14 protein-coding genes and 2 riboswitches are annotated in these 18486 nt (G+C 63.1%); of the genes, 9 read left to right on the plus strand and 5 right to left on the minus strand.

The features are described from left to right. Positions 1-2: 2 nt before the first annotated feature. Positions 3-1250: an aromatic ring-hydroxylating oxygenase subunit alpha gene (locus ACSQ3E_RS16075; RefSeq protein ID WP_436123471.1), complete on the minus strand. Its 1248-nt coding sequence runs from the start codon at positions 1248-1250 to the stop codon at positions 3-5. 117 nt (positions 1251-1367) lie between these two features. Then, positions 1368-1575, minus strand: a riboswitch (cobalamin riboswitch). A gap of 87 nt (positions 1576-1662) precedes the next feature. Further along, positions 1663-5472, minus strand: a complete 3810-nt coding sequence (metH, locus tag ACSQ3E_RS16080) for a methionine synthase (RefSeq protein WP_436123472.1) — start codon at positions 5470-5472, stop codon at positions 1663-1665. A 145-nt stretch (positions 5473-5617) separates the two neighbouring features. Here metH and ACSQ3E_RS16085 point away from each other — a divergent pair, with 145 nt between their 5' ends. Continuing rightward, positions 5618-6070, plus strand: a complete 453-nt coding sequence (locus ACSQ3E_RS16085) for a hypothetical protein (RefSeq protein WP_436123473.1) — start codon at positions 5618-5620, stop codon at positions 6068-6070. A gap of 75 nt (positions 6071-6145) precedes the next feature. After that, positions 6146-6358: riboswitch (cobalamin riboswitch) on the minus strand. 74 nt (positions 6359-6432) lie between these two features. Here ACSQ3E_RS16085 and ACSQ3E_RS16090 read toward each other — a convergent pair. After that, positions 6433-8166 carry a peptidase domain-containing ABC transporter gene (locus ACSQ3E_RS16090; protein WP_436123474.1) on the minus strand — a complete coding sequence of 578 codons (1734 nt, stop codon included), beginning with the start codon at positions 8164-8166 and terminating at the stop codon, positions 6433-6435. A gap of 386 nt (positions 8167-8552) precedes the next feature. Here ACSQ3E_RS16090 and ACSQ3E_RS16095 point away from each other — a divergent pair, with 386 nt between their 5' ends. From ACSQ3E_RS16095 to ACSQ3E_RS16110, 4 genes are all read left to right on the plus strand, one after another. Beyond that, entirely contained in the window at positions 8553-10859 is a 2307-nt protein-coding gene (locus ACSQ3E_RS16095) for a TonB-dependent hemoglobin/transferrin/lactoferrin family receptor (protein WP_436123475.1), read from the plus strand. A gap of 65 nt (positions 10860-10924) precedes the next feature. Beyond that, positions 10925-12661, plus strand: coding sequence for an ABC transporter ATP-binding protein/permease (locus ACSQ3E_RS16100; protein WP_436123476.1), 1737 nt, complete (start codon positions 10925-10927; stop codon positions 12659-12661). 9 nt (positions 12662-12670) lie between these two features. Continuing rightward, entirely contained in the window at positions 12671-13396 is a 726-nt protein-coding gene (locus tag ACSQ3E_RS16105) for a hypothetical protein (protein WP_436123477.1), read from the plus strand. A 5-nt stretch (positions 13397-13401) separates the two neighbouring features. Beyond that, entirely contained in the window at positions 13402-14244 is an 843-nt protein-coding gene (locus tag ACSQ3E_RS16110; RefSeq protein WP_436123478.1) for a ChaN family lipoprotein, read from the plus strand. Positions 14245-14586: 342 nt separating this feature from the next. Here the strand turns inward: ACSQ3E_RS16110 and ACSQ3E_RS16115 are convergent, their stop codons facing one another. Then, the gene (locus ACSQ3E_RS16115) at positions 14587-14814 is read right to left on the minus strand and encodes a hypothetical protein (protein ID WP_436123652.1); all 228 of its coding nucleotides are present in this window, start codon (positions 14812-14814) and stop codon (positions 14587-14589) included. Positions 14815-15074: 260 nt separating this feature from the next. On the opposite strand from ACSQ3E_RS16115, the gene ACSQ3E_RS16120 reads away from it, so the two are divergent. The 4 genes from ACSQ3E_RS16120 (at position 15075) to ACSQ3E_RS16135 (ending at position 17847) form a co-directional block, all read left to right on the plus strand. Next, positions 15075-15389 (plus strand): co-chaperone GroES, encoded by a 315-nt coding sequence (locus tag ACSQ3E_RS16120; protein WP_436123479.1) that lies wholly within the window; start codon positions 15075-15077, stop codon positions 15387-15389. Between the two features lie 38 nt (positions 15390-15427). Beyond that, entirely contained in the window at positions 15428-17053 is a 1626-nt protein-coding gene (gene groL / locus ACSQ3E_RS16125; RefSeq protein WP_436123480.1) for a chaperonin GroEL, read from the plus strand. A gap of 70 nt (positions 17054-17123) precedes the next feature. After that, positions 17124-17516 (plus strand): hypothetical protein, encoded by a 393-nt coding sequence (locus ACSQ3E_RS16130; protein ID WP_067954780.1) that lies wholly within the window; start codon positions 17124-17126, stop codon positions 17514-17516. Positions 17517-17682: 166 nt separating this feature from the next. Further along, complete coding sequence (locus tag ACSQ3E_RS16135; protein WP_436123481.1) at positions 17683-17847, plus strand: hypothetical protein; 165 nt, start codon at positions 17683-17685, stop codon at positions 17845-17847. A gap of 12 nt (positions 17848-17859) precedes the next feature. On the opposite strand, the gene ACSQ3E_RS16140 is transcribed toward ACSQ3E_RS16135, so the two are convergent. Continuing rightward, positions 17860-18453, minus strand: coding sequence for an isochorismatase family protein (locus ACSQ3E_RS16140; protein ID WP_436123482.1), 594 nt, complete (start codon positions 18451-18453; stop codon positions 17860-17862). Between the last annotated feature and the right edge of the window lie 33 nt (positions 18454-18486).

Genomic DNA, 18486 nt, shown 5'->3' on the forward strand with positions numbered 1-18486 from the left:
GATCAGGCAACGTTGCGCAGGGCCGGCTTGCCGCCATCGGCCAGCCGCGGCTCGATGAAGCCGGCATACCACTCGATGAACTGCATCACGCCGCCCTCGTGTTCCTCCGAATAGGGTCCGGGCTCATAGGCCGGCGATTTGATGCCAAAGGCATTTTCCTCGACGATGCGCCGGTCCTGGTCGTTGGTCTCGGTCCAGACATGGGTCAGTTCGGCAAGGTCGTAGTCGACGCCTTCGACGGCATCCTTGTGAACCAGCCATTTGGTGGTGACGGCCGTTTCCGTGGCGCTGATCGGCAGCACGCGGAAGGTGACGGCATGGTCGCCGAGCACGTGGTTCCAGGTCGTGGGATAGTGATAGAGCAGCAGCGTGCCGATCTTGTCCGCCGAGACGCTGTCGGAAAGGTTGCGCTTGACGGCGCGCTTGCCAGACATGGTGTAGCTCACCGCGTCGCGCAGCAGCGGCGCGCGCGTTGCGCGGTACTGGCCGCCGGCATCGATACGGAACTTGCTCGGCAGCCCGGCAGCCTCGCACTTTGCCCAGTGCGCCAGCATCTCGGGATCGCTCTCAGCACCGTTGACGCCGGTAACGTTCGGCGCCTCGGGAAAGGTCTTGCAGAGCTCAGGGTGGTTGCCCGCGCAGTGGTAGCACTCGCGGTTGTTTTCCCAGACCAGCTTCCAGTTGCCCTTCTCGACGATGGTGCTTTCGAAGGCGACCTTCGCCTCGCGCAACCGGTGCGGCAACAGGTAGGGCTCGACCATCGCCCGCATCGGCGCGAAATCGGCCGGCTCGTCAGCGAGGCAGATGAAGATGTAACCGCCGACGGATTCACAGGCGACCGGCTTCAGGCCGAACTGGCTCTTGTCGAAACCCTCCGCCATCTGGCGCGCGAACAGCAACCGGCCGTCGAGCTCATAGGTCCACTGGTGATAAGGGCAGACGAGCTTGGCCGCCGTGCCCTTTTCCGTCGCGCAGACCCGGCTGCCGCGGTGGCGGCAGGAGTTGTGGAAGGCGCGAAGCTCGCCCCTCTGGTCGCGGACCAGCACAACAGGATAATCGCCGACCTGGACGGTGAAGAAGCTGCCCGGCTTGGCCAGTTCGCAGTCATGGCCGACAAACAGCCAGTCGCGATACCAGATGAGCTCCATGTCGAGCCGGAAGAAATCCGGGTCGATGTAAAAGGGCTGTTCCAGGCTGAATCCGTCGCGGCGGCCGCGCAGCAGGCTCAGCATCTCATTCTTCGTGTCCATGTCCTGTCCTCGCACCAAGGACTGAACTGGTGGTGATGTCGGGAAGAACGACTGCCCTACGGACGCAAGGTCCGCGCAGCAACGATCCGCCTCTTGACCGCCCACCGCGATCAGTCGAGTTGTTTCAGGTTCAAGGCTGGTTTCCGGGCTCCGGAGCTGTCCTTTCGGACTGTCTCGACACCTTCCCAGGCCGGCCGGCCCAGTGGTCTCCCGTCGAAACAATAACTCCGCCACCGTTGCGGGGGCAGCGCCGGTATCTCACCGGCTTCCCAATTCTCCGCTTCGTCTCACAACTCGAAGCAGCACCTTGAACATGACCGGATCAGACCACGGAACGGTGGCCGGGCACGAGCATGAAAACGACACGGGCTCAGCGCAAAGGCGACAGAGCCCGTGTGAAGTCAGTGTGTTGCTATTCGGCCGCTTCGGCGAACGAGGCCGGCACGTAGTTGAGGATCGGCCCGAGCCAGCGCTCGACCTCGGCGATGGTCATGTCCTTGCGCCGCGCATAATCCTCGACCTGGTCGCGCTCGACCTTGGCGACGCCGAAATAGTAGCTCTCGGGGTGGGCAAGATAGATGCCCGACACCGACGAGCCCGGCCACATCGCCATGCTCTCGGTGAGGCTGACGCCGGCATTCTTCTCGGCATCGAGCAGGCGGAACAAGGTCACCTTTTCGGTGTGGTCGGGCTGGGCGGGATAGCCCGGCGCCGGACGGATGCCGCGATAGGGCTCACCGATCAGGTCGTCGGGCGCGAGATTTTCATCCGGCGCGTAGCCCCAGAACTCCTTGCGCACCTTCTCGTGCATGCGTTCGGCGAAGGCCTCGGCGAAACGGTCGGCCAGAGCCTTGACCATGATCGAGGAGTAGTCGTCATTGGCGCGTTCGAAGCGCTCGGCGATCGCTACCTCCTCGATGCCGGCGGTGACGACGAAGCCGCCGAGATAGTCCGGCTTGCCGCTGTCGGCAGGGGCGATGAAATCGGCCAGCGCGACATTGGCCTTGCCGTCGCGCTTGGTCAGCTGCTGGCGCAAGGTGAAGAACGTGCCAAGCTCCTGCTTGCGCGCCTCGTCGGTGAACAGCCTGACGTCGTCGCCGACGGCATTGGCCGGCCAGAAGCCTATGACGGCCTTGGGTGCGAACCACTTCTCGTCGATGATCTTCTTCAGCATCGCCTGCGCATCCTCGAACAGCTGGCGCGCCGCGGCACCCTGCTTTTCGTCTTCGAGGATCTTGGGGTAGCGGCCCTTGAGCTCCCAGGTCTGGAAGAACGGCGTCCAGTCGATGTAGCGGGCGAGCTCGGCCAGGTCCCAGTTCTCGAATACCTTGGTGCCAAGGAAGGACGGCTTCGGCGGCGTGTAGGACCTCCAGTCGACCTTGTGCGCATTGGCGCGGGCCTTGGCCAGCGGCAGCCGTTGCTTGTCGGCCTCCGAGCGGGCATGGGCGTCGGCGACCTTCTTGTATTCGGCCTGCACCTGTTCGACGTAGCCGCCCTTGGTCTCGGCGGACAAAAGGTTCGACACGACGCCCACCGCACGGCTGGCGTCGGTGACGTAGACGGTCTGGCCGGCGCTGTAGCGCGGATGGATCTTCACCGCCGTGTGGACGCGGCTGGTGGTGGCTCCGCCGATCAGCAGCGGGATGTCGAAACCGTCGCGCTCCATTTCGGCGGCGACATGCGCCATTTCGTCGAGCGACGGCGTGATCAGGCCGGAGAGGCCGATGATGTCGACCTTCTCGTCCTTCGCGACCTGCAGGATCTTGGTTGCCGGCACCATGACGCCGAGGTCGATGATCTCGTAATTGTTGCAGGCGAGCACGACGCCGACGATGTTCTTGCCGATGTCGTGGACGTCGCCCTTCACCGTCGCCATCAGGATCTTGCCGGCGGTCTGGCGCTCGCCATTGTCGATGCCGTTGGCGGCGTTGGCTGCCTTCTCCGCCTCCATGTGCGGCAAAAGACCGGCGACCGCCTGCTTCATGACGCGGGCCGACTTGACGACCTGCGGCAAAAACATCTTGCCGGCGCCGAACAGGTCGCCGACGACATTCATGCCGGCCATCAGCGGGCCTTCGATGACATGCAGCGGACGCTCGGCCCTCAGCCGCGCCTCGTCGGTGTCGGCGTCGATGAACTCGGTGATGCCGTTGACCAGCGCGTGGCTGATGCGCTGCTCGACAGGCCAGTCGCGCCAGGCGAGGTCACGCTCCTTGGCCTCCTTGCCGGCCGTGCCCTTGTAGCGTTCGGCCAAATCCAGCAGCCGCTCGGTGGCGGTGCCGCCGGCCTTGGGCGCCCGGTTGAGCACGACATCCTCGCAGGCCTCGCGCAGCTCCGGGTCGATCGATTCATAGACCGCGAGCTGGCCGGCATTGACGATGCCCATGTCCATGCCCGCCTGGATGCAGTGATACAGGAACACGGCGTGCATGGCCTCGCGCACCGGCTCATTGCCGCGGAACGAGAACGACAGGTTCGACACGCCGCCCGAGATATGGACATGCGGCAGGGTCTCGGTGATCTCGCGCGTGGCCTCGATGAAGTCGACGCCGTAATTGTCGTGCTCCTCGATGCCGGTGGCGACAGCGAAGATATTGGGGTCGAAGATGATGTCTTCGGGCGCGAAGCCGGCCTGCTCGGTCAGAAGCTTGTAGGCGCGGGTGCAGATCTCGACCTTGCGCGCCTTGGTGTCGGCCTGGCCCTGCTCGTCGAAGGCCATGACGACGACGGCGGCACCATAGGCGCGGCAGAGCCTGGCGTGATGCAGGAAGGCCTCTTCGCCTTCCTTCATCGAGATCGAATTGACGATCGGCTTGCCCTGGACGCATTTCAGGCCCGCCTCGATCACCTCCCATTTGGAGCTGTCGATCATGACAGGCACACGCGCGATGTCAGGCTCGGCGGCGATCAGGTTGAGGTACTCGACCATAGCCTTCTTCGAGTCGATCAGGCCCTCGTCCATGTTGATGTCGATGATCTGGGCGCCATTGACGACCTGGTCGCGGGCGACGTCGAGAGCAGCGGCATAGTCGCCGGCGGTGACCAGCTTGCGGAACTTGGCCGAGCCGGTGACATTGGTGCGCTCGCCGACATTGACGAAGGGAATCTCGTCGGTGAGCGTGAACGGCTCGAGACCCGACAGGCGCATCTGCGGCCTGAGTTCCGGCACCTGGCGCGGCGGATACTTTGCCACCGCTTCGGCGATGGCGCGGATGTGCTCCGGCGTCGAGCCGCAGCAGCCGCCGACGATGTTGATGAAGCCCTCGCGCGCGAACTCCTCAACCTGGGCGGCCATGAATTCTGGGCTCTCGTCATACTGGCCGAAGGCGTTGGGCAGGCCGGCATTGGGATAGGCGCAGATGAAGGTCTCGGCGACATCGGACAGCTCGGCGAGATGCGGACGCATGGCGGCAGCACCCAGCGCGCAGTTGAGGCCTACCGTGAACGGGTCGGCATGGCGGATCGAGTTCCAGAAGGCCGACGGCGTCTGGCCGGACAGCGTGCGGCCGGACAGGTCGGTGATGGTGCCCGAAATCATCACCGGCAGGCGCACGCCCTTTTCGATGAAGATCTCGTCGCAGGCAAAGATCGCCGCCTTGGCGTTGAGCGTGTCGAAAATGGTCTCGATGAGGATGATGTCGGCGCCGCCGTCGATCAGGCCTCGCAGTTGTTCGCCATAGGCGATGCGCAAATCGTCGAAGCTGACGGCCCGGTAGCCGGGATTGTTGACGTCGGGCGAGATCGAGGCGGTGCGGTTGGTCGGCCCAAGCGCGCCCGCAACGAAACGGCGCTTGCCGTCCTCCTGCTGCGCCCGGATGACGGCGCGGCGGACCAGCCGCGCGCCGTCGCGGTTGAGCTCGTAGACCATGTCTTCCATGCCGTAGTCGGCCTGGGCGATGGAAGTCGACGAAAACGTGTTGGTCTCGATGATGTCGGCGCCGGCGATGGCGTATTTGTAGTGGATCTCCTCGATCGCCTTGGGCTGCGACAGGATCAAAAGGTCGTTGTTGCCCTGCTGATGGCAGGCGCAACCGGTGAACTTGTCGCCGCGGAAATGGTCTTCGTTGAAGCCGAGCCCCTGGATCTGGGTGCCCATCGCGCCGTCGAGGATCAGGATGCGCTCGCGCGCCGCAGCTTTCAGCGCCGCAAGCACCTCCGAGCCGTCAGGCTTGGCGGCAACCGACCCAAACAGGGCGTCGAGCGAGGTGGCGTTTTGCGACACTTTTCATCCTTTCGGCGACAAAGCCGTCAGGTCACATAAAGACATCTTTATGTCAATATGTCGAGAGCGTCGTTAGCGCATTTGCGACCACGGGCAATACGAACAGCCTCCGAGCTAGTCCGGTTGCTTCAGCAGATAGGTGTCCATGATCCAGCCAGTTTGCTCGCGCACCTTGCGGATGCGCTCCACTTCACGACTGTATTGCCTTTCTCCGGCCGGCCCTGCAGTCAAGCTCGGCGGCGAGATCCAGGAACAACAATCTGAGCTGGCGCGGCCCCGGATGCCCACCAGCATACTCGGCGAGGCGGTTTGCCTGTCGCGAGGCCGCCTCGTGAAGATTGCCGCCTTCGGGCTGCGCGACCAGCCACGCCAGGAACACCTGTTCTGGCTCGGGCACAACTGGCGCAACGATGGGGCAGTTCCAGTTCAGTCCCATGCCAGCGCTCCACCGTTCTGGTATTCGTTGACCCGGGTCTCGAAGAGGGACACGGTCTCGGAACCCTGGCTGAAGGCTGACGGAATCCTGTCGGTTCCGCTTGATAGAAGAGTAGAGGTCGCCGGCATCATCTTCCCCGATGGTTTGGGGGCGAGGCCTTGAGCGGACGCGTGCTGGATTTCGGCCGGCGTAAGCCGGCAGAACGCAAGCGCACCACCGGACACCCCGCCCGTGGACGTTCAAAAATCTATCGCGGCAGGTCTCCTGGCTCGCAGATCATTGCCGCTGTCTGGCCTTCCCAGCGCCCATTGGCGCCAGTGGCACTACGCGACAGCAACTCACTGCTTACAGTTGCGGGGGCAGCGCCGGCATTGCGAAATCGCGCACCGGCTTCCCTCTTAGCTCCCGAGCTGGAATCAACTCGAAAGAACCACGACATCTACATGTAGTATGAGTGACGGGTATCGTGTCAACAGATGGAAAGAAATCATTTCCATCTGTTCGACCCGCTACGTCAATGACGGTCAATCCCTGACGTAGTCGCGCCAGAGCGCCTGATAGACGGAGCACTCGGCGCTCAGGTCCTCATGGCTGCCTGTGCCGACGATCCTGCCTTCGTCGAGCACGACGATCATGTCGGCCGAACGCGCCGAGAAGAGATGGTGCGTGACGATGATGACGAGGCGGTCGCGGCCGAAGGCCAGAAGCTCGCGCTCGAGCGACATCGCCGATTCGGCGTCGAGCGCCGAGGTCGGCTCGTCGAAGACGGCGATGTGCGGATCACGCAGCACGGCGCGCGAAATCGCCAGGCGCTGGCGCTGTCCGCCGGACAGGTTCTGCCCCGCCTGCACCAGCTCGGTGTCGATGCCCTTGGGCAAGCCTGCGGTGAACTTGTCGGCTGAGGAAAACGCCAGCGCCTTGTCGATCTCGCCGTCGCGAAGCGAACGCGGCAGCGATGCCTGAAGATTCTCGCGGATGGTGCCGGAAAACAGCGACGTCTCCTGGTCGACGACACCGATGCGGCCACGCAACCAGCGCGGATTGTAGGCACGGACGTCTATGCCGCCGATCGCGACCTTGCCATCATAGTCGCGCTCGAGCCCCAGAAGCACGCGCAGCAGGCTGGACTTGCCGGAGCCGTTGCGGCCGACGATTGCAACGACACCGGTCGCCGGCAGCGCCAGGCTGACATCGTTAAGCGCAGCAGCGGTCGCCTCGGGATAGCGGAAGGTCAGGTCCTCGACGCTGATCGGACCGAAATCGGCAGCACGCAGCGCCGGGGCAACGATGGCGCGCTCCGGCTGGCGCTTGAGGAAAGCCGCAAGGGCTGAGACAGTGGCACTCACCGAATGGAACTGGATCAGGATGCCGGCGCTCGTAAGCATCGGCATGGTCGCCCGGGTGACGAGCAGCTGCAGCGCAAGCAGGCCACCGATCGTCAGGTCGCCGCGCAGGATGCGCCAGCAGCCGACAAGAACGACGAGCAGTGTCAGAATCTCGCTCAGCAGGCCAAGGGTGAACGAATAGGAGTGCGAAAGGTCCAGGATGCGCCAGCGCGCCTTGATGGCGTCGGCCGATTTCGCTGCCCAGCGGCGGATGAAGAAGCGCTCCACCGCATTCGACTTGATGCCGCGGATGTTGCCCACCGTCTCGGCGGTCGCCCCTTGCAAGACGCCATTGAGACGAAACGAGCTGCGGCTCGCCTCGCCCAGCTGCGCATTGGTCTTGCGGGCAAAGACAGCGAAGACCAGCGCAACAGCAAAGGCCAGCAGGCAGATGAGATAGTCATAGTACAGCGCAACGGCAAACGAGACGGCGGCACCCAAAATCGTCAGGAAGAAATTCGGCGCGGCGCTCAGCATGAAGCTGGCGACACGCTGGGACTCGTTGAGCAGGTTGATCGTGCTTCCGCCTGCGGATGCCGAGCTCTCATAGGGGATGCGCATGAGGCGGAAGTAGATGCGCCTGGACAGCCGGGCGGTGAATCTGGCGTCCACGTCGTTGATCAGCGAATTGTGCCAGCGTGACGTCATGTGCCTGATAACCGCCGCCACGATGGCGATGGCGGCGAACTGGGTCGCGGCCCAGCCGTCCTTGCCCACCATGACGCTGTCAACGATCTTCTGCGAAAGGATCGGAACCGTCACCGAAAGCACGATTCCGGCCAGGGAAAGCGCGATGGCGAGGAAAAATTTTCGACGGTAGATGCCCAGGATCCGCATCAGTATCCGCCAGTCGCCAAGCGGTATCTTGCGCAAGGCGTTCAGTTTCTCTCGAAATTTCATCGCCAACCCGACGCCGCTCGAACAACAGGGACGGGTTCGCTAGGTCATTCGCGCTTTCCTGTCAAATAATATGACAATGTTAGTCATATTTTCATGGAACGCTTCGGTAAAATCGCCCGTTACGTCGGAGCGACGCGTAAAAAGTCTTCCAAGTCCTCGCAAACCGTAGCTGGCCGTCGCGGGAATGCACCTGTTGCGGGTGAGGCCAGGTGTCGCGCCGGGCCGGCCCCGGCTTGCGCTCACCGCAGGACCGATTATACAGCCATCCATAATCTTGAGTCATAGACTCATATTAACTTACGCCAGCCCTTCGTTCGCGGACAGCCAGCTTTTTCCAGACTTTCGATTGGGGGGCTGTCATGTCTAAAGTTCACACCGGTCGCGGTTCGCGGTCGCAGATGCTTCTGGCCGGCGTTTCGCTGCTGTTGCTGCAATCGGCCGGCATCGCCAGCGCCCAGACCGCAACCACGCCGGTGCCGGCAAAGAAGGTCGAAGAAGCAAAGCCACTGCTGAGCAATGAAGAGCGCATCGTGCTCGACAGGCTCGTTGTCACCTCGGCGCGCACCACCGGCAAGGTGCTCGACATTCCGATGTCGGTCTCGGTCATCGACCGCGAGACGCTGCAGCGCCATGTCGTCCGCGACATCCAGGACATGGTTCGCTACGAGCCGGGCGTCACCGTCTCGCGCACGACGTCGCTGACCAACCCGTTCGGCCAGCTCACCGGCTTCAACATCCGCGCCATGGGCGGCAACCGCGTCCAGATGACCGTCGACGGCAGCCGCATCCAGGAGCAGATCATCGACGGCAGCCGCGACTTCGTCGACCCGTTCAACATGCGCAGCGCCGAGATCGTGCGCGGCCCGAACTCGGTGCTCCAGGGCGCCGACGCACTCGGTGGCGCGGTTGCCTTCCGCACGCTCGACCCCGACGACCTGCTCGACGGCTCGAAGTCGTGGGCGGTCGAGAAGAAGACCGCCTATGACAGCTACGACGATTCATTCCGCAAGCAGGTGAGCGCTGCCGCGGAATCCGGCGACTTCAAGTTCCTCGGCAGCTTCGGCCATCTCGGCGCGTCGGAAGGCGATTTCAGCAACAGCCGCGCCGATGGCGGCCAGTGGGGCTGCCCGCGCCAGGCGATCTGGCCCTGCAACAAGGCCTTCCCCGCCGACACCGACGCCTTCAACGGCCTGATGAAGCTGCAGTGGAACCCGACCGAGGATCACGAGGTCAAGCTGACCGGCGAATGGTTCAACCGCAACACGACGATCCAGCAGATGTACGACTCGTCTGCGGGATCGACGTACGTCAACACCAGCTGGCAGCGCGAACTGGAGATGGAGCGCTACAGGCTGGCCCTATCGCATGACTGGAAGGTCGACGCGCCCTGGCTCGATGAGATCAAGTGGCAGATCTCATACTCGCCACAGAAGCGCGACACCTACAGCAACCAGCTGCGTACCTATCCAACCCGCCTCCAGCAGAACATCCAAGTCCGCAACTATGGCGAGGATTTCCTCGAGGCCGATGTGCAGGCCAACTCGTCCTTCGAACTGGGCGGCCTGTCGCACAAGCTGACCTATGGCTTCGACGGCGACCTGACCAACAGCAGCTATTCCGGCTACAACATCACCAACAACCTGACGGCTGGCACCTCGGCCACGGCCAACAACCAGGGCTTCAACTTCCCGAAGGTCGACACCGTCCGCGCCGACATCTACCTGCAGGACGAGATCAAGCTGTTCGACGACCGGCTGACCATCACACCTGGCGCGCGCCTGGCGCACTATTCGATCGATCCCACCGGCGACGCCGACTACAAGCCGAAGCCCGGCTTCGAGCCAAAGAAGATCGACGAGACCAAGCTGATCAAGCGCATCAGCGCGATGTACGAGCTGAACGACACCTATACGCTCTATGCCGGCTATGGCGAAGGCTTCAAGATGCCGACGTCGCAGCAGTTGTTCGTGTCGTCAGACAATCTTTTTACGTCTCCGCCATCCGTCCTGATCCCCAATCCGAATTTGAAGCCTGAATCCGTGCGCAGCTATGAAGCCGGCATTCGCGGCGAGCTCGACAAGGGCTACTTCAGCCTCACCGCGTTCTACGCCGACTACAAGGATTTCATCCGCTCGCTGCAGGAAGTGCCGGGCAGGCCGAACCACTACACGTCAGACAATGTCGAGGACGTGAAGGTCTGGGGCATCGAGTTCGGCGGCGAATACGAGGTCTACGAAAACCTCTACCTGAACGGCTCGATCTCCTATCAGAAGGGCACGCAGCGGATTTCGGCGAGTCCCGCCGAAACGGCGTTCGACGGCGCGGTGCCACTGACCGCGGTGCTGGGCGGGCGTTATCTTATCCCCGACTGGAATCTCGAAACCGAGCTGGTCGCCACCTTCGCCCATGGCGTCACCGAACGCGCCGACCCCAACGCCTTCAAGCCGGGCGGCTATGCGGTGTTCGACGCCTATGCCCGCTGGAAGCCGACGGCAAATGTCGATGTCGATTTCGGCATCCAGAACATCTTCGACCGCCGCTATTTCCCCAACACGCTCACCGGCGTCACCAACGTGATCTCGGGACCGGTGGCCAACGCCAACAATCCGGAAATGCAGGTGGCTCCAGGCCGCACCTTCAAGCTCGGCGCGACAGTGCGCTTCTGAGCCAAATCGACAGCGATCCGGCGCAGGGCACGTTGTCCTGCGTCCTTGCATGAAAGGCCATCGCGGTGACCAACGTCCTCAGGCAGTTCGTTCGCCTGCTCAAGCTCTGCATTGCCGGCAAGGGCGGCAAGACGAGCCTCGTCTATCTCGCCGCGGTCATCGCGCTGCAGCTGGCTGGCATCTATTTCACCATCAGACTGGTAAGCTGGACCTCGGAATTCTACGGCGCGCTGGAAAAGGTCGACGCCAAGGCGGCGGTCTGGCAGATCTGGATTTTTGCCGGCATCGTCGCGGCCAACTCGGTGCGCTCACTAACGGCAGATTACCTGCAGAAAATGTTGCACATCAGGTGGCGACAATCACTGACCGAGGCAGCACTCGGCTCGTGGTTCGCCGATCGCGCCTATTGGCGGCTGACCCAGGGCGACTGCCCGCGCGACGTCGACAATCCCGACCAGCGTATCGCCGACGATTGCGGCCTGTTCGTCAAGGGTATCCTCGACGAAGGCATCGAGCTGATCACCAAGATCGTCGGCATATTCTCCTTTCTCGCACTGCTGTGGGGTCTGTCGACCTTCGCGCTCAGCTTCTCGCTGTTCGGTTTCGACGTCTCGATCCCGCGCTACATGGTCTGGGCGGCATTCATCTATGTCGCTTTGTCGAGCGGGCTGACGCACCTGCTCGGCCGGCCGCTGAAGTCGCTGTTTTACACGCAGCAGAAGCGCGAGGGCGATTTCCGCTTTTCGATGGCGCGCATCCGCCAGTCGGCCGACGAGATCGCGCTGATGGGCGGCGAGAATGTCGAGCGCGCCGGGCTCGACCGCCGCTTCGACGGCATCGCCCAGAACTGGCGCAAGCTGGCAGGCCGCGAGTTCCTGCTCGGCTGCTTCACCTTCCCCTATTCGCACACCGTGCTGCGCATTCCGCTGTTCGTCGCCCTACCCGGCTTCCTCGCCGGCAACATCGCTCTTGGCGGCCTGATGCAGATCGCCATGGCGTTTTCCAATGTGGTCACCACGCTGTCGTGGTTCGTCTTCTCCTACAAGCCGCTGTCGAACCTCGTCGCCGCATCGTCCCGCCTCGACGGCTTCCTTGCCGCGACCGAGGCAGTGCGCAGCCGGCCTTCCGGCATCGTCGTCGAGGCGTCGTCAGGCGGCCTGCATCTCCATGATCTGAAGCTCAGGACACCCGAGGGCCGCGCGCTGCTGTCGATACCGCGCCTCGATATCCGCCCTGGCGAAACAGTGTGGCTGCGCGGCCAGTCGGGGCTCGGCAAGACCACGCTTCTGAAGGCGATGGCCGGCGGCTGGGATCATGGCGACGGACGCATCGAGATGCCTTCGGCAAGCAAGCTGTTCCTGTCGCAGAAGGTCTACTTCCCGCAGGGCGACGTCTTCGGTGCGGTCGCCTACCCCGCGTCCGCCGACGCCTTCACGCGACAGGAATTGCGCCAGGCCATCGAAGCCGTCGGCTTCGGCGACAGCGACATGCTGCGGCTCGAAGATGCCGCGGAAGGCCATCCGCTGGTGCTGTCGGGCCTCTCCGGGGGCGAGCTGCAGCGCCTGGCGCTGGCCCGCGCGCTTGTGCTCAAGCCGGACTGGCTGTTCCTCGACGAAGCGACAAGCGCGCTCGACGAGGCAGCCGAGGCCGACCTCTTCGCGACGCTCAAGAAGCATCTGCCGACAACGACATTCGTCATCGTCTCGCACTGCAATCCCAAGGCGCTGGGGACCTTGCGTGTCATCGATCTTGAGCCGAAAGCCGAAGCGGCGAACGAAAATCCAGTCCTGCAATTCGCATAGGAAATGCCCATGACCACCCGCACGCCCCATAAACGCGAACGCCTCGACGTCGCCCCCGCCGCCCTGCTTGCGCGGCTGCCGGCGATCGGACGGGTGATGATCAACTCGGAACGCCTGGGCGCCACCCACGAGCGCATCGGCACGGTCGAAAAGGTTCGCATCGAGGATGGCTGGCTGGTCTGCGAAGGCGCCGAGCACAACTCCCGTATCAAGCTGGCGGCGATCGCCACCGTCATCGTCGACCGCACGCCGGTCATGCGTGAGAAATCCTATCCGCGTATCGAACTGCGCGGCGCCGACGGCGAGAACATCGCCAACGTCACCGGCTTCGAGGGTCTCGATCCGTTCGACGCCGTGCTTGGCGAGTTCCCGCAAGGCACCGAGCTTGCTGTCGAAGAACGGACTGGTGGCAGCCTGGACGAGCGCAAGGAGCTCGACGCTGACGACGCCGGGCTCGAGCCGTTCGCGGCTGCCGAGCGCAGCGGTGGCCGCGTCAGGATCGAGTTCAGCCGGCCGTCCTTCTGGCAGGCCTGGGAAGGCGACATGCCGGCGGTCAAGCCGGTCTTGGGCTACGTCAACGTCATGCGGCCGGACTTCCATCTGCACCTCAAGGGCGGTTCGGTCGGCGGCTGGCGCCGCGAGGACGATGCCAGCGAGGCGCGCTTCGTTGCGCTGACCACCGACGGCGCCGAGACGGGGCTCACCGTTTCGGGCGCGATTGGCAGCTTCGGGTGACTGATATGACTGAATGGAACCACCCTGTCGCCAGCTGGCTCGATCCCGACAGCGGCGCGCTGCTCGATCATCCCACACTGATGCGGGAGGTTGCACGGAGCCACGTGCTGCTGCTCGGCGAAACGCATGACCGCTATGACATCCACCGCTGGCAGCTGCATGTCTGCACGGCGATGCGAACGCTGCGCAATGACATCGCCATCGGCTTCGAAATGTTTCCGCGCCGGTTGCAGCCGGTGCTCGACCAATGGGTCGCCGGCGATCTCGAGCGGGACGAGTTTCTGAAGGCCGCCGAGTGGGGTAAGGTCTGGGGCTTCCCGGCCGAGCTCTACCTGCCGATCTTTCATTTCTGCCGCGAGTTTGGCGTGCCGATGCTGGCGCTCAACTGCTACCGCGAACTGGTGACGCGGGTCGGCAAGGAAGGTTGGGGCGCCATCCCACTCGGCGAGCGCGACGGGCTCACGCCCTCGGCGGATGCGACGCCGGCCTACCGGCAATATCTGTTCGACATCACCGGCGGTGGCTCGCCGACGCGCAAGGTGACGTCGCCGCAAGCGCCGGAGTTCGACCGCTTCGTCAGGGCGCAGCAGACGTGGGATCGGGCGTTTGCCTGCAACATCGCCAGGGCGCGGGCGACCGACGATCCGCCGCTGGTGATCGGCATCATCGGCCGCGGTCATCTCGAATTCGGCCACGGCACGCCGTTCCAGCTTGCGGATCTCGGTGTCGACAAGGTGACGACGCTGCTGCCCAACGACACGGCGCAGGTCGACCAGGGCAAGGTCAAGGGAATTGCCCGGGCGCTGTTCCGGCTACAGCCCCAAGCGGACGCCAGACCACCCGCCTGAAGCGGGCACAACGGTTTCGGGAAAGCTCTCCAGAAAAGAAAAAAGCGGGCATAGGCCCGCTTCCCTCTGGCTCCTGAGACTTGCACGCCGCCGGTACATTCGTGGTCGGCCAGCTGTCAATCAGGGCAAATGCAGCATCCCGCGGCAAAACCCACCATCGTATCTCGATGAGCGTCTCGCTCCCGGCGGAATGCCGATAGACCGCATATGGGGAGGGTGGTCGGATAAAACAATAGGCTTGCCGACGGTTCATGCCCGGCGCCATCGAACAAGCATCAGCCGACTACCCATCCTGCCTGAGCAGGAGTGGCAGCCTTGGTGGCCAGGCAAAGGTACCGCTTGCTACTTTGCAGCGCGCGTCATGCGCTTCTTCTTGGGTTCTACGGGTTTCAGGGCCTCAGCGGCGCGATCGGCCTCGTCCTTGGCCAAGCGCAACTCACGCAACTTTGCGGTCTTGATGGCCCGGGCTTTTGCTTCCGACTGATATTCGGCCATTGCGCTGTTGCGCTCCGCTGTTTTCTTCTGCGCCTCGATCGAGCGAGACTGAGCTTTTTCCAGAAAATTTTCCATGACTACATCCAATATCTGAAATCCTCTTCGTGCGCGGAAAATAAAAATTCCACTGCGCCTTAAATAAGGTTTCTCTGCCCGGAATTCAAATTTCCCGCCTATTTGTCGCTGAATCGCATTTTTAGGCCACCGCGCGATCTTGTTATTTTTGAATACTCTCGCACCAGGTGGAATAATTTTTGGCACTCCTGTCATTCGAGTGCCAAAGGGCGTACATAGGAAATGCGGTCCCCTATGCGCCGGCTGCAGAAAGAACATTCATGAAATTCCGACCACTTCACGACCGCGTCGTCATTCGGCGCGCCGAGGGCGATATCAAATCCAAGGGCGGCATCATCATTCCCGACAATGCCAAGGAAAAACCCCAGCAAGGCGAAGTCGTTGGCGTCGGCCCAGGCTCGCGCGACGACAGCGGCAAGCTGATCCCGCTCGACGTCAAGGTCGGTGACACCGTGCTGTTCGGCAAATGGTCGGGCACCGAGGTCAAGATCGATGGCGCCGATCTCCTGATCATGAAGGAGGCCGACATCATGGGCATCGTCGACACGAGCGAAGCGGCCAAGAAAGCCGCCTGACCCGGCTACGGCCTCAAGAACGAACTGGACGAAAAATCATGTCTGCCAAGGAAATCAAATTTTCGAACGATGCCCGCGACCGCATGTTGCGCGGCGTCGAGCTGCTCAACAATGCCGTCAAGGTGACGCTTGGCCCGAAAGGCCGCAATGTCATCATCGACCGCGCCTATGGCGCTCCGCGCATCACCAAGGACGGCGTCACCGTCGCTAAGGAGATCGAGCTTTCCGACAAGTTCGAGAACATGGGCGCGCAGATGGTGCGCGAAGTGGCCTCGAAGACCAACGACCTCGCCGGCGATGGCACAACGACGGCAACGGTGCTCGCGGCATCCATCCTGCGCGAAGGGGCCAAGCTGGTGGCCGCCGGCATGAACCCGATGGACCTCAAGCGCGGCATCGATCTTGCCGTGGCTGCCGTGGTCAAGGACATCAAGGCGCGGGCCAAGAAGGTCAAGTCTTCGGACGAGATCGCCCAGGTCGGCACCATCGCCGCCAATGGCGATGCCACCGTCGGTGCGATGATTGCCAAGGCGATGGACAAGGTCGGCAATGAAGGCGTCATCACCGTCGAGGAAGCCAAGACCGCCGAAACCGAACTCGACGTCGTCGAGGGCATGCAGTTTGATCGCGGTTACCTCAGCCCCTACTTCGTCACCAATGCCGACAAGATGCGTGCCGAGCTTGAAGACCCCTACATCCTCATCCACGAGAAGAAGCTCGGCAATCTGCAGGCGATGCTGCCGATCCTCGAAGCCGTGGTGCAGAGCGGCAAGCCGCTGCTCATCATCTCGGAAGACGTCGAAGGCGAGGCCTTGGCCACGCTCGTCGTCAACAAGCTGCGTGGCGGCCTGAAGGTCGCCGCCGTCAAGGCGCCCGGCTTCGGCGACCGCCGCAAGGCGATGCTGGAAGACATCGCGGTCCTGACCGCCGGCCAGATGATCTCGGAAGATCTCGGCATCAAGCTCGAGAACGTCACTATCGACATGCTCGGCCGGGCCAAGCGCGTGCTCATCGACAAGGACGCGACAACCATCATCGACGGCTCGGGCGGCAAGGCCGGCATTACGGCCCGGATCGCGCAGTTGAAGATGCAGATCGAGGAAACGACCTCGGACTACGACAAGGAAAAGTTGCAGGAGCGCCTGGCCAAGCTTGCCGGCGGTGTTGCCGTGATCCGCGTCGGCGGGGCGACCGAGACCGAGGTCAAGGAAAAGAAGGACCGCATCGACGATGCGCTCAACGCCACCCGTGCGGCCGTTGAAGAAGGCATCGTTGCCGGCGGCGGCGTGGCGCTGCTGCGCGCCAAGGCAGCACTTGAGACGCTCACCGGCGCCAACGCCGACGTCACCGCCGGCATTTCGATCGTGCTGAAGGCGCTCGAGGCGCCGATCCGGCAGATCGCAGACAATGCCGGCGTCGAGGGCTCCGTCGTCGTGGGCAAGCTGATGGAAGGCAAGGATGCCAATCTGGGCTTCAATGCGCAGACCGAAGCCTATGTCGACATGATCAAGGCTGGCATCGTCGATCCCGCCAAGGTCGTTCGCACCGCACTACAGGATGCCGGCTCGATCGCCGCCCTCCTGATCACCGCCGAAGCCATGATCGCCGACATTCCGGCGAAGGAAGCCTCCAACGGCGGCAACCCAGCCGGCATGGGTTACTAAGCGACACCTGAGCCATCCGGCCGCAATGCGGCTGGATGGTGACTTCCCACTATCAACAAGGAACGTTTCCATGGCTATGCAGAGCAACCAGAAGCAGTCCCTCGCCGCACGTTGGGAGAACTACCAACCGTCCAAATCAACGCTTGTCTGGACATGCGTCGGCACCGCCGTCGCCACGATGATCATCGGCTTCAGCTGGGGCGGCTGGGTCACCGGCGGCACTTCGCAGACACTTGCGCAGACGGCCGGCGACGTGGCGCGCGGTCAGCTCGCCTCGACCATCTGCGTTGAGCGGTTCAATGCGGCACCCGATGCTGCGGCAAAGCTGGTCGAACTGAAGGCCAAGTCCGTCGGCTACGACAGGCAGAAGTTCGTCGAGACGGGCGGCTGGGCCACCATGCCGGGCGAGACCTCTCCCGATCGCCGCGCTTCCATTGGTTGCGCTACCGCGCTCGCAGCCTAATATCTGGCGAAACTTCCTAGCGTCCGCGCCGGAGACACCGGCGCGGACAGTTAGCGCTCTGCCAGTTGTCAAACTCAGCCTGATTTTCTTCCCGAAAGACTAGTGCTGCCGCCGCCAGGACATTTCCCGGCGGGCTCCTCGGCTTCAGCAGAATAGGATTTCGCCCATGATCAAATTTTCAAGCAAGACCGGCACGCCGCCGAAGCCGGCAAATGCCGAAGAAAACCGGTTTGATTTCATCCGCAAGACGGCAGCCGCTCAGCACAAGAAATCGGACGATGATATCAGGCGGCGTGATCCGCAAGCGACCGAAGACGACCAGACGGAATGAGTTTCCGGGCAGCTAGCTCGCCGAGGGGCGGGCGAAGCTGATATCACCCGCCGAAGCCACGATCGTCACCTCATCGCCCAGCGACCACTCCGCGGCGCGCGCGGCGAGATGTGCCGGAACACCCTCAGAGCCGCCCGGGCCGGGCGGCACGTCGTAGGTAGCGTGGCCGTCATGCGGCAGGATCGCGCCATAGCCGATCGCCATTGCGGTTCGCGCTGTCGCCGCCAGGCACATCTCCGACAGCATGCCGCAGAAGGCGATGGTCTGGACGCCGGCGGATGCCAAAAGGTCGCTCAGGCCGGTGCCGTCAAAGCCGTCGTCGACCTGCTTGCGCACGACATGCTCGCCTGGCCGAGGCGTGAAATACAGCTGCCAGCCTGGCGTGTGCGGCTCGTCGACGGCGCCTGCCGGGCCGTCGTTCTGGATGAAGATGACGGGCACACCCGAGGCACGCGCATTCTCAAGCAACGTCGTCACCGCAGCCAGGAGCCGCGCGTGACCAGGCACCGCGTCAGTGCCTGATACAAACGCGTTCTGGACGTCGACGACGATCAGGGCATCGGCGGTCGGCGTTTCGTCTATGTCGGCTTCCGGATTTGCCTGCACGGATACCCCCCTCGCCCGAATGAACACGGGATA

It is taken from the genome of Aminobacter sp. LjRoot7 (assembly GCF_964252895.1).
GTDB classification, from domain to species: Bacteria; Pseudomonadota; Alphaproteobacteria; order Rhizobiales; family Rhizobiaceae; genus Aminobacter; species Aminobacter aminovorans_B.

Excerpts from the sequence above, each read along its gene's own strand:
- ACSQ3E_RS16115 (WP_436123652.1), bottom strand. The coding sequence starts at position 14,814 with ATGGAAAATTTTCTGGAAAAAGCTCAGTCTCGCTCGATCGAGGCGCAG.
- ACSQ3E_RS16075 (WP_436123471.1), bottom strand. The coding sequence starts at position 1,250 with ATGGACACGAAGAATGAGATGCTGAGCCTGCTGCGCGGCCGCCGCGAC.
- ACSQ3E_RS16130 (WP_067954780.1), top strand. The coding sequence starts at position 17,124 with ATGGCTATGCAGAGCAACCAGAAGCAGTCCCTCGCCGCACGTTGGGAG.
- ACSQ3E_RS16110 (WP_436123478.1), top strand. The coding sequence starts at position 13,402 with ATGACTGAATGGAACCACCCTGTCGCCAGCTGGCTCGATCCCGACAGC.
- ACSQ3E_RS16120 (WP_436123479.1), top strand. The coding sequence starts at position 15,075 with ATGAAATTCCGACCACTTCACGACCGCGTCGTCATTCGGCGCGCCGAG.
- groL (WP_436123480.1), top strand. The coding sequence starts at position 15,428 with ATGTCTGCCAAGGAAATCAAATTTTCGAACGATGCCCGCGACCGCATG.
- ACSQ3E_RS16105 (WP_436123477.1), top strand. The coding sequence starts at position 12,671 with ATGACCACCCGCACGCCCCATAAACGCGAACGCCTCGACGTCGCCCCC.
- ACSQ3E_RS16095 (WP_436123475.1), top strand. The coding sequence starts at position 8,553 with ATGTCTAAAGTTCACACCGGTCGCGGTTCGCGGTCGCAGATGCTTCTG.
- ACSQ3E_RS16135 (WP_436123481.1), top strand. The coding sequence starts at position 17,683 with ATGATCAAATTTTCAAGCAAGACCGGCACGCCGCCGAAGCCGGCAAAT.
- ACSQ3E_RS16085 (WP_436123473.1), top strand. The coding sequence starts at position 5,618 with ATGATCCAGCCAGTTTGCTCGCGCACCTTGCGGATGCGCTCCACTTCA.